Origin of the sequence: Dawidia soli (assembly GCF_018598185.1) — a bacterium.
GTDB lineage: Bacteria > Bacteroidota > Bacteroidia > Cytophagales > Cyclobacteriaceae > Ohtaekwangia > Ohtaekwangia soli.
Genome location: NZ_JAHESC010000043.1, coordinates 1 through 13,125, shown reverse-complemented (window position 1 = coordinate 13,125; position 13,125 = coordinate 1). Strand labels below are relative to the sequence as shown.

Here is a 13,125-nt window from a genome sequence, read left to right as displayed (position 1 = left end):
GGCTTATAAACAACTCACGATAAAGCCGGGGATCTCGTGCAGCGGCACCGTTTGTCGCACGGCGCCAAGTTCGACCGCCGCCTTGGGCATGCCGTATACCACACTCGAGCCCTCGTCCTGGGCAATGGTAAAACCACCCTTTGATTTTATACGCAGCAATCCCTCCGCGCCATCTTTACCCATGCCGGTCAGAATGACGCCGATGCTTTTGGCGCCGTATACTTCCGCCACCGCGGTAAACAAACAGTTGATGGAGGGATGGTTGAAGTCTGCAAACTTTCGTTGTACCGTCGAGAATATCACCCGGTTTTCAGACGGCAGCCGGGTCAACCCCGAGTTATGATCGCCGTTGATGATATAGATCCCGCCGCCTTCCAACGGATCGCCCGCCCGCGCCACCGTCACCGGCAAATGGTTGTGGTTGTTGAGGCGCTCGGCAAAAGACTCCAGGAAACGCGCCGGCATATGCTGACCGATCACCACCGGTATCTGCAGGTTGGCCGGCAGGTTAAAAATGATACTTTCCACCGCGCTCGGCCCACCCGTGGAAGCACCGATGGCAATGATGGAATAGTTCAGCGTGCTGTCGAAGGTATGCGCGCCCCGGTTGGTCTTGCGGATGGTCTTCGACTTCAGCGCGCTGATGTCGGCGCGCGCGGCTTCCTTGATCAACGCGCGCAGCCGGTAGTCACGAATGCTGTTGACATCGAAATCCACCGGCTTGTCTATAAAATCAAAAGCACCCGATTGCAGGGCGTCGAAGATGCGGACGTTATTCTTTTCCAGCGAGCTGAGTAAAATGATCGGCACCGGCCGCTGGTCCATGACTGCGCGTACCAGGTATGCGCCGTCGTACTCGGGCATGACCATATCGGTCACCACCACGTCGGGCTTCAGCGTGGTCGCCAGGGTGCTGCCTTCGCGGCCATTCGCGGCGGTGCCCACCAGCTCGAGCTCGCCATCGGCCGTAATGATATCGCCGATCACTTTGCGCATGAACGGCGAGTCGTCAATCAGCAACGTCCTGATCTTGTTTGCCACGTGGGTCGGTTGGCGTGCGATCAGGCTTTGGAAATCGTTTCGATCAACTGCTCGGAGGTGAACGGCTTGATGATATAGGCCTTCGCGCCCAGGCGCAACCCTTCGTTCACCACAGACTCCTGGCCGACGGCGCTGATCATCACTACCTTCGACTTCAACCCCTCTTCCTGGTATACTTTCAGGATGTCGATCCCGATCATATCCGGCAGGATGTTGTCCAGCGTGATGAAGTCCGGCTGCAGCTCGAACGCCAGGTCGATGGCCTCCTCGCCGTTGGCCGCCTGACCAATCACCTTGTACCCGCCTACTTCCAGCGCATCCTTGATCAGCGTACGCATGTACAACGAGTCGTCTACAATTAAAACATTTTTTGACATGATAGTGAGGTTTAAGAGTTAGGGTATAGCAGGTCTGGTTTTTTAAATGGTTCGCTCCCCCGGGCGGCCGGGGTTCGTGATGTTCAGGCCGCCGGTATGGGTATTGAAGTTCACCGTGCGGCTTTCAAATCCTCCCACATCGGTCGCGGCAATATAGACTCCGCGCCGGGTCAGGTGGTGTAGTGTCGACTCGGCGTTCAGCGAGCCGACGTTGTACATCGACTGGATGACGTTCGCACCGCCCGTGATCTTGGCCCGGATCGACTTCAGGCTACTCCCCTTGCGCGCAAACTGCTTCAGCAAATGGTCGATGGCGCCCCTGACATTATAATACTTTCCGGCGCACGCATGCGACGACGTCGTATCTTCGGGCAGCATGATGTGCGCGCCGCCCGAAAGGTCGAGGGTCCTGTCCTGTAAGAATAAACCGATGCACGAGCCCAGGCCGAAGCAGGTAAAGGTCGCGGCGCCTTCTACCGCGTGTGCATCACCGATGTTCAGTATCACTCGTTTCATGCCGCCGTGCTTTTCCGAAGGGCCGATGTAACGTCCTGGCTGATCACCTTGAAGATGTCGATCAGGATAATGAGGCGGCCCTGTACCTTGATGATCCCCTTTATATAGTTCGACTCGCTCGTCGCATCGGTAATGATGTTCGTCGCCTCGTCGAAATCCGTCGCCGCGATCGTCACGGTGTTCGGCACCTCACGCACCAGCACACCCATTTTAAAATCCTCGCTCTCGACCACCAGCGTATAATGATTGCCGGTGTGCTGGTCTTCCGAGCGCTTAATATTGAACTTCTCTTCCAGGTCCAGGATGGCAATGATATTGCCCCGGATGTTGGCAACCCCCTTGATATAGGGCAACGTCTGGGGCATCCGGGTAATGGTCGGTGTAATGACCACTTCCTTGATCTGGTCGATGCTCAGCGCATACTCTTCGTTGCCCTGCTTAAAGACGATGATCTGAAACGAGCCCGCCGGCTTGCCATCGGCCGCTGCCCGGGGTTGTCCTGTCGCTGTTTCCATACGCTATATTCTTTTCGATTCGGGATTGGACTTAGCTGGCTTTGCGAAGCTTGAACTTGTTGACACCGGTCTGAAGCTCGGCCGCCACACCCGACAGTTTATTCGTACCTTCGGTGATCTCGCCCATCGCCAGATTCATCTGCTGCGACGAGCTCGCCGCCTGCTGGGTACCCGCCGCGGTCTCTTCGGCCACGACGACGATCTGCTCGATGTTCTTCACCACCACGTCGATAGACACCTTCTGACCGGAGGTCGCTTCCTGGATCTCTTTCGAGAAGGTAAAGGTCTCCTCGCTCGAGTCGGCGATCTCCTGGAAAATTTCTTCTGCCTCGTTGGTGGCCTTGTTGCCCTCGCGCACGCTGCTTTGCATCATATCGATCGCCTTGGTAGCCGCCTGCGTATCCTTCTGCACGTCGCCGATGATCTTTTCAATCTCCACCGCCGACTTGCGCGAGCCTTCTGCGAGCTTGCGGATCTCTTCGGCCACGACGGCAAACCCACGCCCGGCGTCGCCGGCACGTGCTGCTTCGATCGCGGCGTTCAACGCCAGCAGGTTCGTTTGGCTGGCAATGTCCGTGATCACGTTCAGCGTGCGGCCGATCTCTTCTGCACGCGTCGTGAGGATATCGATCGACTTCGAGGTCTGCTCGGCCGATTCTCTTATACCGGTCATGTTGGCGACCAGCGTCTTCATGATCTTCAAACCATTTTCACTGCTCTTCTGGCCTTTCTCCGCCGCCTTGCTGATGCTGTTGGCGCGCTTCTCCATTTCCGAAGAGGTCACCATCACCTTGTCCACCAGCTTCGACGACTCGTCCGTGCGTTGTGCCTGGTCTTGCGCACCTTTAGCCATCTGCGCGATCGCCGTAGCCACTTCGTTGGTATTGCGCTTCATGCCTTCCGTGCGTTGCAGCATGTTCATCGACGAGCTGGCCACCACGTCGGCGCTGCGGCCGATGTTGTACAACAGCTCGTTCAGGTTATCGATGGCCTTGTTCAGCGACTGACCCATGTTCTTCACATCGCCATTGGCCGCCATGGCAAACTTGTTGGTCAGGTCGCCGTCGGCCATCTGCATAATGATCTGGTTGACCTCCAGCATCGGCTCGGCAATAGATTGCAGCAGCGTATTGATGGAATCGGTCAACTGGCGCCACGTGCCCGCGGCGTCCTTTATCGTGAGGCGGGCCTGCAGGTTCCCGTCCCGGCCGGCCGCTTTTACAACGTCGTTCACCTTCGAGACGATCTCGCGCAACGTATCGCGCAATGCCAGGTTGTCGTCGATGAGGCGGCCTACGTCGCCCGTAGCCTGAATGTCCAGGCGGGCTTCGAAGTCGCCTTTGCGCAGGTGGCCGGCAAAGTCGCTTACCGCTTTCAGCGCCACCGTGAACTCGGTCATGTCGGTAGCATACTTCACCACCTTGTACGGTCTTCCTTCGGCATCCAGGATGGGATTGTACGACGCCTGAATATATACCGGGCGCCCCGACTTGGAGAGGCGCATGAAGTTGTCTACTAAAAACTCGCCCCGGTTCAGGCGCGCCCAAAAGTCGGCATACTCCCGGCTGCCGGCGTACGCCGCGTCTACGAACATGCGGTGGTGTTTGCCTTTCACCTCCGCCAGCGTGTAGCCCACTACACGCAAAAAGTTTTCGTTCGCATGGCGGATGGTGCCGTCCAGGTCGAACTCGATGACGGCGTTGGAGCGGTTCACCGCGTCGAGCTGGCCTTGTGTGTCGATGCTCTGGAGCTTTTGTTGCGTGATGTCAGACGCATACTTCACGATCTTTATCGCCACACCGTTGCGGTCGAAGATCGGATTGTAGGAGGCCTGCAGCCATACCTCGCGGTCGTAATGGCCGCGACGACGGAATTCACCGGAAATATACTCGCCGCGGTTCAGCCTCGACCAGAAGTCGCGGTACGCATGGCTCCGCGCAAAATCAGGGTCTACAAAAATGCTGTGGTGCTTGCCCTTGATATCGTCGAGGGTATACCCTACGGCGTTTAGGAAATTAGCGTTCGCAAAGAGGATCGTGCCATCCAGCGCAAACTCGATCATGGCTTGCGACCGGCCAATGGCCTCTATCTGGGATTTGAATTCCAGGTTAGCCTGTTCCAGCTCGGTGATACGACGCTGGAGCGCAGCGTGCTCGGTGGCGGCGGCATCGTTGTCGGTGCCGGCCATCGCCGCGCCGTTTCCTTTCTCTTGGTAGTAGTTCCTGGGCATGTCTAGGGTATAGGTAAGTGTGGTGTCCCGGCGTGCGAAGGGGCCAGGGATCAGATCAATTGACAGATAAGTAGAATCTTAAATTTTCAAAATTCTTTACGTGGCGTACCACGTCGGCCGGACTGGGCGCCTGGGTGTCGCCCGTTACGGTATACAGCCGCAGGTTTCGAAGCTGCTCGTCGTCCAGGCGGTGCACAAACCGATACGTCAGCTTGCGCAGGCGCACCGCGTCACGGGCGTTCGGTTTGGTGATGCGCGACAGAAAACCTTTCAGGTTATTGTCCTTGGTACTCAGGCGGCGCACCCAGTAGGGCGCCAGGATGGGCGTGGTATAAAATTGGGCAAAGAGCGAAACAAACTCCCTGGCCTCGGCATGGACGATCTTGCGGGCTTCGTCAACGCTGTTGCGGCAGCGCGCCGCGTCGGGCAACTGCTCGTAAAAGTTATCGCGGTCAAAAAATTCGATCGAGTCGTATTGCGCCATGGCGCGGTCGAAATTCGGCGGCGCGCCGAAGTCCAGCACAAAACGCTTCTGCAGCGAAGGATGCTGCGGCTTGGCCGCCGTCGGAAATATACTCACCGGGCGGTCCGTGGCGCCCACGATGATGTCGGCTTGCATAAAGTAATGCGCTACGTTGCGAATGTGACCGGCCTGCATGTGCATCCGCGCGGCCAGCACACCGGCCCGTTGTGCGTCGTGGCTCACGATCGTCACGTGCTTGCAGCCGTCGGCATACAGGCGGTCCAGCACCAGACGGGCCATCTTACCGGTGCCGATCACCAGCACCTTCTTTTCGGTCAGCTCGCCCAGCCGGCGGCGCAGCATGTCCAACCCCAGGTCTACCAGCGACACGCAGTGCTGGTCGATGCCCGTCTGCGCGCGCACCTTGCGCCCGATCTCTACGGCTTCGCGCAGCAGACTGTCGAGCAACAACCCGATGCTGCCCGTGTTCAGGCCAACCTGGTGCGCATGCTTCACTTGCGTGAGGATGTGCCGGTCGCCCTTTACCTGCGAGCACAAGCCGCTGGCCGTGGCAAACAAGTGGCCCACCGCAGCCTCGGTATTCTTATAGAACTGTACGTAGTGGAAAAGAATGGGATCGCGGAAAAAGAAGTTTATCAGCGGCGTTATATTCTGGCCTACACCGTAGATCACAAACCGGCTGGACGTGGACAGGATACACACTTCATCAAGATCTTTCTTCAGCTGTTGGATATACTGTTTCACGCTCGCATCGTCTGTGCCAAGCTTCTCACGAATGTGCAGAGGAGCATTTTCGTGACTGATCTCGGCGCCGAAAATATGTTTCGCCATGGGGGTCTTTTATTGGTTACAAAGTTATTTTAATGGCCCCCAGGCTCCATCAGCGGAACTTAGTATTTTGGTTTACACTGTTCTACGTGAAAAAGTCAGTAGAAGTACGTACTGCTTTTCCGGGGCAAAACACGCTTCCACATGTAAGAAAAAACGGGGAAAAAAGAGACATTTCAGGGGGGCCGAAATGGCCGGCGGCCCTGCGATCGTACCGTGTACATTTTACCTTCAACGGACTGCTGAAAACAGATGCAGGATTATTGACCAAGTTGCATTTTTCGGCTGATCAGCCGACCCTTCGGATCGTTCGGGATCGTGACCCGGAATAAACTGCCAAACCCGACTTCCGACTCTACTTGTACATGGCCGTGCAGCTTGTCCACGCCCTCTTTTACGATGTACAGCCCCAGGCCCGCACCACGCGAACGCTCGGAGGCCTTGAAGAACATATTGAAGATATTGTGGTGATGCTCGGCCGCGATGCCGATGCCGTTGTCGAGCACTTCGATGTGGATGCGCTGCCCGTGCGGCACCATGGTGATCCGCACAAACGAACGCGTCTTATGGGGGTCGTAAAAATGTATAGCGTTCGCAATGATATTCTCGAGGATGATCTCCAACCGGTCGTAGTCGGCATAGAAGGGAAACGTTTCGTCACTCTCTACTTCGAAGCGGATATACCGGAATGCGGGGTCTGCCCGGTGCCGGTCGATGATGTCCTGCACCAGCTTTATAAACTCGATCTTGCGGCTGTCGGAACGTTGATACGAAGTACGCGTAAAACCCATCAGGTCGCGCACGATCTTTTCCAGGCGCGCCGTGCTGTCGTCGATCCGCTCGATATAGCCCAGCAGCACCGGCTCGTGCGTCTCCATGCGCATGAGGTTGGTCAGGCCCATGATGGAGGTCAGCGGCGATCGCAGATCGTGCGATGCACTGTATAAGAACTTCTCCATGCGACGGTTCACCTTGGCCAGCTCATCATCCTTTTCGCGCAACAATTGCTCCAGCCGGCCACGGCTGTCGACTCCGTTCTCGGTGCTTTCTGTCCCCATTGGCGCCGGCATCGGCTTTTCCTGGTTGTCCATCGCCCCTTCTATCGTTTGATCAAAGGTCAGACAAGCATCCACCCAATTCAATACCCAGAAGTTTGGAGATTGGATACGTAGAAGTACGTAACAATACCGTGCAACCTCGCGCGCTGATAAAATGCGTCTGCAATACGCGTATGGGGTACGGGTTGCCTCGCCAGAAAAGACACCGCGGCATGCGCCGCGTCAGATCAGCTCCAGCTGCTGTACCTTCTTGACCAGCTCGATGGCATTTTTAACACCTACCTTCTTCATGAGGTTCGCGCGGTGTGTCTCCACCGTGCGGGGACTGATAAAAAGCTTATCGGCCATCTGCTGGCTCGTCAGTCCTTCGGCGATCAGCCGGATGATCTCGACCTCGCGGGGTGTGAGGCGGATCAGCTCTTCGCGCTGTTTCTTTTTTGTTACAGCATGTGAGTATTTTTTGAAGATCACATCCTGCGCCTGGCGGCTGAAGTAATTTTTACCCTGCAGCACCGACCGGATGGCATACTCCAGCTCCGAACCGCTTTCATTTTTTACCACATAGCCTTTCACACCGATCTCCAGACAGCGGCTCACATATTCTTCGTCGTCGTACATGGAGAGGATGATGATGTTGGCGAGCGGGTTCTTGTTGAGCACCTCGCGCGCTACTTCCATGCCGTTCAGCTCGGGCATGGAGATGTCGAGAATGAGCAGGTCGGGCGCCAGTGTTTCAAACTGTTCGATGGCCTGCCGCCCGTTGGAGGCTTCGCCGATAACTACGTACTCTTTACTTTGTCTTACCAGGTTCTTGACGCCGTCACGCACCATCGCGTGGTCGTCGGCAATGAGGATCTTATATCTGTGCATGCGTTAAAACGTTATTCACGGCCGGCGCTTCCGCTATGATTAATGTGCCCCGGTCCGTATCCGATTCGATGGTTAGTTGTCCGCCCATAATTTCTGCACGCTCGCGCATGTTGACCAGTCCGTGCTGGCTCGCCTTCTTCGGCGCAGCCGGTATACCCCGGCCGTCGTCTTCGATCGTCAGGCGTATCCTGCCCTCGTCTTCGTGCAGCTGCACGCTGATGAACGACGGCCGCGCATGTTTCACCGCATTGTTGATCGCCTCCTGCGCAATGCGGTATAAATTGATCTTCTGCGCCTGGTTCAGGTCTATCCCGCTGCCCGACGACTCGAACGCCACCGTGATCTCCGACAGGTCTTCGATCTGGTTGCAGAGCGAGTTCAGGCACGTCGCCAGATCGAAGTCGCGCAGTTTCGACGGCAACAGGTTTTCGGAAATGCGCACCGACTCGTGAATGGCCTCGTCGATCATCTTATAGAGCACCGCGGCATTCTCGTCGCCTCGTACTTCGGCCTTCACCTTCATCTTGATCGCGTTCAGCATCTGGCCCAGACCGTCGTGCATATCTTTGGCGATGCGGCTGCGCTCTTTCTCTTGCCCTTCCAGCAACGCCGCCATGCGGCTTTTCTCGAAATCTTTCAGAAGGCGCTCGTGCTCGATGCGCTGCGAAATGTCTTTGAAGATGATCACCAGCCCGGTAAACCTCCCCTTGTTGTCGATCACCGGGCTCATGCTGCCTTCACCGATCGCCCGGTCGGTTCCCTGCCGGGTGCGCAGCAACAGATTGTCCGGCATGGAGTTCACACGGCCGTTGCCCAGCATACACTGGATCGGATTGACATGCAGCTCGCCGGTTTCCTGGTTTTGCAGGCTCAATACTTCGTATAACAACTTGCCCTGCGCTTCCGCCAGGGGCCATCCCGAAATCGCCTCGGCGCTGGGATTCAGGTAACTGATCTCGTAATGCTGATCGATGACGACCACGGCATCACTGATGGACCGCACCGTCGAAAAATAACGCTCCTCACTCTGCTTCAACCGCAGCTCGATGTTGTGTTTGTACAACGCCATCTCGATCACGGTAAAGATCTCGCGGTCTTCAAAAGGTTTGGTGAGATAACCGTACGGCTCCGTCACCTTCGCCCGCTGGATCGTTTTTTTGTCCGTCAGTGCCGTGATGTAGATCACCGGCAAATTGTATTTCGATTTGATGATGCGCGCGGTTTCGATACCGTCCAGGTCTCCGTTCAACATAATGTCCATCAACACCAGGTCAGGTCGCTGCGTCTCCATGAATTGTAACGCTCCCTCGCCGGACGCCTGTGTCCCCAGCACAATGTACCCTTCGCTTTCCAACGTAGCCTGCAAATGGTAGGCAACGATGAACGAATCTTCAACAATCAGTATCCGCTCTTTTGGCAACATGATGGCTATACTACTCTTTGGTTGAATCGTATTAGGAATATAGTGCCTTTTTCGCGAATAATCTCCATCGCGCCGTTTAATTGTTTGGCAAAAATCTGGAGCAGCTGCATGCCAAAGGAACCGGCATGGTCAGGCACGATACTTTCCGGAAGCGTGATGCCATCATCACGTACCTGAAGAATAAATGTATTTACATCCTTTACAAGTGACACGACGATCGTGCCCTCGCCCCTATCTTTAAAAGCGTGCTTCATAGCATTTGTTACAAGTTCATTTACGATCAGCCCACAGTAGATAGCTGTATCGAGATCAAACACGGTTTTGGGGATTTCTGCTTTGATGGTCAACTGCATGCTCTGGTTGTCGTGCGCTGCCTGCAGGTCGTAAAGCATCTTGCCAAGATAGTCCGAGATCTCCACCTTGTCAAGATTATTTGTCTGTAGAAGCCGCTCGTGTATGAGCGCAATCGAGTGGATTTTCTTACGTGTGTTTTCGAGGAAATCACTCACATCAGATTTCCCCAAAGCGAGTATTTTGATGTAAATGATCGAGGAGATCAATTGCAGATTATTTTTCACACGGTGGTGAATTTCCTTAATCAGAACTTCCTTCTCCAACACCGAGGAGATGAGCTTCTTCTCCGTGATCAATTTCTGCGTAATGTCTGTCGCAATCGCTACAAACGAACGCCCCTCCAGCAATTGAATGACCGTGTCCACATCATAATACACACCGTTCTTGCGGCTGTGCTTGATCTGCAGCTGGATGCGGTCCGTCTCCCCACGCCGCAGCGGGCCCAACAGCGCCTGCAACGCAAATTCATCCGGATAATAGAACAAATCCGAGAATTTCATACGTGTAAGCTCCTCTAGCGAATAGCCCACGTTCCGCAGCGCCGACGTGTTGGCGAACTCAAAACACAGCGTATCGATGTTAAAAAGATATATTTCGTTGTAGCTCTCGCGCACGATCTTGTCCAACCGCGCCTGCTCCGCCTCCAGCTTTTTCCGTCCTGTAATATCGTGCCCGATAGACTGTATCTCGTACACTTCTCCCTGCGCATTGCGCAGCGGCACATCGATCCACTCCTGCCATTGGTGTGTGCCGTCGCCGAGAACCGTTTCGTGTTGCAGCGCTCGTGGCTTGATGGTTCCCGCTACCACACCTTCGAGAAATTCACGTCGCTCACGGTGCACGCGCCCGGGCAGGAAATTAAATATGCTCTCACCGATCAGTTGTTTATGATGACTGAAGGTGCGCTCGAACGCCCGGTTTACAAACGTCAGCCTCCAGTCGGGGGTGTACCGGCAGATCATCTCCTGCTGGTCATCGACGATCGAGCGATACCGTGCCTCGGACTCGGCCAGCGAATCGGCCGTCTCGCGCAGTCTTTTTTCGCTTTCGCGGATCATGTCTTCCGACGCCTTTCGTTCCTGGTCGGTGCGCAGGGCCTCTATAATATAGCCGATAACAATGACGAGCGGTTGTAATTCCTGACGGAACGCATTGCCGTATCCGCCCGCCTTGTTGGCCAGACCGATCATCCCTACCTGGATACCACTCCGTAATATAGGGATCCCGATAAAGGAGCGCAGCGGCGGGTAGCCCGGCCGGGGATCTTTGGAAGGCCGGTTGGTGACGACCGTCTCGCCCAACCGGATCACACGCTCCAACGGAGCGCCCACACCCTGGAATTCCACCCCGGCGCCGATATTCCCGGGGTCCTGGGGTGTAAGCTCTTCGTCGCGCGTGTCGATCAGCGCGAAGGTGCGCACATAGGGCTCGCCGTTGCGTTCCAACACCTCGCCGATAAAGCCGAGCTCGCTTTCGGTCAGCGCCAGGATGTTCTTGAGCGCCGTGTGGAAAAAGATCGTGGGTTTTACATCGCGTATAAATTGCAGCTGCGCCAGGTTGATGATCTCCAGCACCTGGTTCTGTTTTTTGAGCGCCCGGCGCTTCTGGTAAAGCTCCACTTCGTCCCGCTTTCGCTCGGTGATCGACAGCGCCACGCCCGCCAGGGCACAGACCCGCCCGTGCTCGTCGCGCAGCGGGAACTTGATGGCCAGGTACGTTTCACTCCTGCCGTCGGTCACCACCTCCTGCTCGAATTCTTCCAGCCGGCCCGAGCTCAGCACCGTCTGATCTGACGATGTAAATACCTCGGCCTGCGAAGGCTCGAACAGATCATGGTCGGTATACAACCCATGCTTCGGCGGCGGCACCCGGATAAACTTGTCTTTGAAGAGCTTGTTATAAAAGGTGTAGCGACCCTGCAGGTCTTTCATAAAGACAACGAGTGGCGCGTGATCGGTAATAGTGCGTAGCAGCTCTTCGCTCCTGAGCATCTCTTGCACGGCCGTCTTCAGGCTGGTGATGTCCGACTGAACGACCATAAAACCCGGCGGTTCCTCGTCCTCGCCTACCAGGGGAATCACTTCCACATCGACCCAATATTTGTTTCCGCTCTTCGTATAATGAATGAGCTCCGTGCGGAACGTGCGTCCCTGCCGCATCATGTTCTCCATGTATGCCAGTGTCTCGGGGCTGGTCTCCGGACCATTCAGAAATGTGGGGACGCGCCCCACTACTTCTTCCAGCGCATAGCCCGAGATTCGCACGAAACCCTGATTGACCCAGGTGATACGCCCGCGCGCGTCGATCATCAGGATGCCGTTGCTCGTACGGCTGGCGATCATGTTGAGCGTTTGCCGTTCGAGGCGGCGTTGCTTGCGGCGCGTCACATCGCGAAACATGCCAATAGCCACCCCGTCGGGCAGGAAAGACCCCATCGCCTCGATGTCTTTGACCGTACCCATCGCCGTGATCATCTTGAATTCCACGCGCACGCGGCTCACCGGCTGGCCGGCATCGTACATGCCCTCCTTGATCTTATCATAGATCAAGGCACGATCCTGTTCGGTTACATATTTATCGATGAACGCCGCCAGTGTCATGCGCAGCGGCGCCTCCGGGCTTTCTTCCAGCAACTCGAGCAGCTCCGCGCTCAGGGTCAGCTCACCCGTGCCGAGGGTCAGCTCGGCAATACCCGTTTTCGAAAAACGCATCACCTCGCGCAACCGGCTGGCCGCGCCGCTGGCACCATCTTCTCCCGGCACCGCGGGATGGGCGGCCATCAGCCAGCAGTTCTTATCTTCATACATCACGGGGGCCGTATGCACTTCGTACGGACGGTCTTGCTCGCGCAGGATGTCGTGCAGGCAAACGCCCACACACTGCTGGCGCGAATAGCCAAAAGCTTTCACGGCCGCCTCGTTCACATCGATGATGCGGGCGGTGTGGGGCTCACAGATCCACGCAGGGAGAGGGTGCCCATGAAAAAGATCGGTAGGCTTGTTTTCCACCATTAGAAATAGAAAAATAACGATTATTGGCAACGGTTTCGTACGTGTAACTACGTAGGTAGGGTACGTATCGCAAAACGATTATATTTGTTTATTGTACACCATCCTATGAAGACAATATACCGTCGTCCCGTTATAACACTGCTGGCGATCTGTTTTATCCTCGTCGCCTCGTCAATGCTCCGTGCACAAACCATCACTTCCCTCGACAGCACCTACCTGGCCTACCTAACCGCCTTCTCCAAAAATGCACGCAGCCTGGCAAGCGAAGTATGGCCCGGCATGACGATCGGCCCGTTCTGCATCTATCGCGTGAACGGCCCCGCATATAACACTCTCTCTTATACACAACTGACGCTGCCGACGAAGTTTGCTGTGTAGATATCGCTGGAAGCCGTATAATTAAAAAAAAAAACAGCGG

Annotated in this window: 11 protein-coding genes; 1 reads left to right on the top strand and 10 read right to left on the bottom strand. The window is 55.8% G+C overall.

Annotation, left to right across the window (positions count from 1 at the left end):
* Window positions 1-3: 3 nt before the first annotated feature.
* From cheB to KK078_RS23380, 10 genes are all read right to left on the bottom strand, one after another.
* Window positions 4-1,041 (bottom strand): chemotaxis-specific protein-glutamate methyltransferase CheB, encoded by a 1,038-nt coding sequence (gene cheB / locus KK078_RS23425; protein WP_254092756.1) that lies wholly within the window; start codon window positions 1,039-1,041, stop codon window positions 4-6.
* A 20-nt stretch (window positions 1,042-1,061) separates the two neighbouring features.
* Window positions 1,062-1,418: a response regulator gene (locus KK078_RS23420; protein ID WP_254092755.1), complete on the bottom strand. Its 357-nt coding sequence runs from the start codon at window positions 1,416-1,418 to the stop codon at window positions 1,062-1,064.
* Between the two features lie 42 nt (window positions 1,419-1,460).
* Window positions 1,461-1,934: a chemotaxis protein CheD gene (locus KK078_RS23415; RefSeq protein WP_254092754.1), complete on the bottom strand. Its 474-nt coding sequence runs from the start codon at window positions 1,932-1,934 to the stop codon at window positions 1,461-1,463.
* Window positions 1,931-2,449, bottom strand: coding sequence for a chemotaxis protein CheW (locus KK078_RS23410; protein WP_254092753.1), 519 nt, complete (start codon window positions 2,447-2,449; stop codon window positions 1,931-1,933). The genes KK078_RS23415 and KK078_RS23410 overlap by 4 nt, the downstream gene beginning before the upstream one ends.
* 31 nt (window positions 2,450-2,480) lie before the next feature.
* Window positions 2,481-4,679 carry a methyl-accepting chemotaxis protein gene (locus KK078_RS23405; RefSeq protein WP_254092752.1) on the bottom strand — a complete coding sequence of 733 codons (2,199 nt, stop codon included), beginning with the start codon at window positions 4,677-4,679 and terminating at the stop codon, window positions 2,481-2,483.
* A gap of 55 nt (window positions 4,680-4,734) precedes the next feature.
* Window positions 4,735-5,994 (bottom strand): NAD(P)-binding domain-containing protein, encoded by a 1,260-nt coding sequence (locus tag KK078_RS23400; protein ID WP_254092751.1) that lies wholly within the window; start codon window positions 5,992-5,994, stop codon window positions 4,735-4,737.
* 257 nt (window positions 5,995-6,251) lie between these two features.
* Complete coding sequence (locus tag KK078_RS23395; RefSeq protein ID WP_254092797.1) at window positions 6,252-7,124, bottom strand: sensor histidine kinase; 873 nt, start codon at window positions 7,122-7,124, stop codon at window positions 6,252-6,254.
* Window positions 7,125-7,271: 147 nt separating this feature from the next.
* Window positions 7,272-7,919, bottom strand: a complete 648-nt coding sequence (locus tag KK078_RS23390) for a response regulator (protein WP_254092750.1) — start codon at window positions 7,917-7,919, stop codon at window positions 7,272-7,274.
* Window positions 7,906-9,342 (bottom strand): response regulator, encoded by a 1,437-nt coding sequence (locus tag KK078_RS23385; RefSeq protein WP_254092749.1) that lies wholly within the window; start codon window positions 9,340-9,342, stop codon window positions 7,906-7,908. The genes KK078_RS23390 and KK078_RS23385 overlap by 14 nt, the downstream gene beginning before the upstream one ends.
* Before the next feature lie 5 nt (window positions 9,343-9,347).
* On the bottom strand, window positions 9,348-12,707 hold the full coding sequence (locus KK078_RS23380) for a PAS domain S-box protein (protein WP_254092748.1): 3,360 nt from the start codon (window positions 12,705-12,707) through the stop codon (window positions 9,348-9,350).
* 105 nt (window positions 12,708-12,812) lie between these two features.
* On the opposite strand from KK078_RS23380, the gene KK078_RS23375 reads away from it, so the two are divergent.
* Complete coding sequence (locus KK078_RS23375) at window positions 12,813-13,085, top strand: hypothetical protein (RefSeq protein WP_254092747.1); 273 nt, start codon at window positions 12,813-12,815, stop codon at window positions 13,083-13,085.
* Window positions 13,086-13,125: the final 40 nt, after the last annotated feature.

Coding starts and splice junctions, on each gene's coding strand:
- KK078_RS23375 (WP_254092747.1), top strand. CDS start 12,813: ATGAAGACAATATACCGTCGTCCCGTTATAACACTGCTGGCGATCTGT.
- KK078_RS23420 (WP_254092755.1), bottom strand. CDS start 1,418: ATGTCAAAAAATGTTTTAATTGTAGACGACTCGTTGTACATGCGTACG.
- KK078_RS23400 (WP_254092751.1), bottom strand. CDS start 5,994: ATGGCGAAACATATTTTCGGCGCCGAGATCAGTCACGAAAATGCTCCT.
- KK078_RS23385 (WP_254092749.1), bottom strand. CDS start 9,342: ATGTTGCCAAAAGAGCGGATACTGATTGTTGAAGATTCGTTCATCGTT.
- KK078_RS23410 (WP_254092753.1), bottom strand. CDS start 2,449: ATGGAAACAGCGACAGGACAACCCCGGGCAGCGGCCGATGGCAAGCCG.
- KK078_RS23415 (WP_254092754.1), bottom strand. CDS start 1,934: ATGAAACGAGTGATACTGAACATCGGTGATGCACACGCGGTAGAAGGC.
- KK078_RS23390 (WP_254092750.1), bottom strand. CDS start 7,919: ATGCACAGATATAAGATCCTCATTGCCGACGACCACGCGATGGTGCGT.
- KK078_RS23405 (WP_254092752.1), bottom strand. CDS start 4,679: ATGCCCAGGAACTACTACCAAGAGAAAGGAAACGGCGCGGCGATGGCC.
- KK078_RS23380 (WP_254092748.1), bottom strand. CDS start 12,707: ATGGTGGAAAACAAGCCTACCGATCTTTTTCATGGGCACCCTCTCCCT.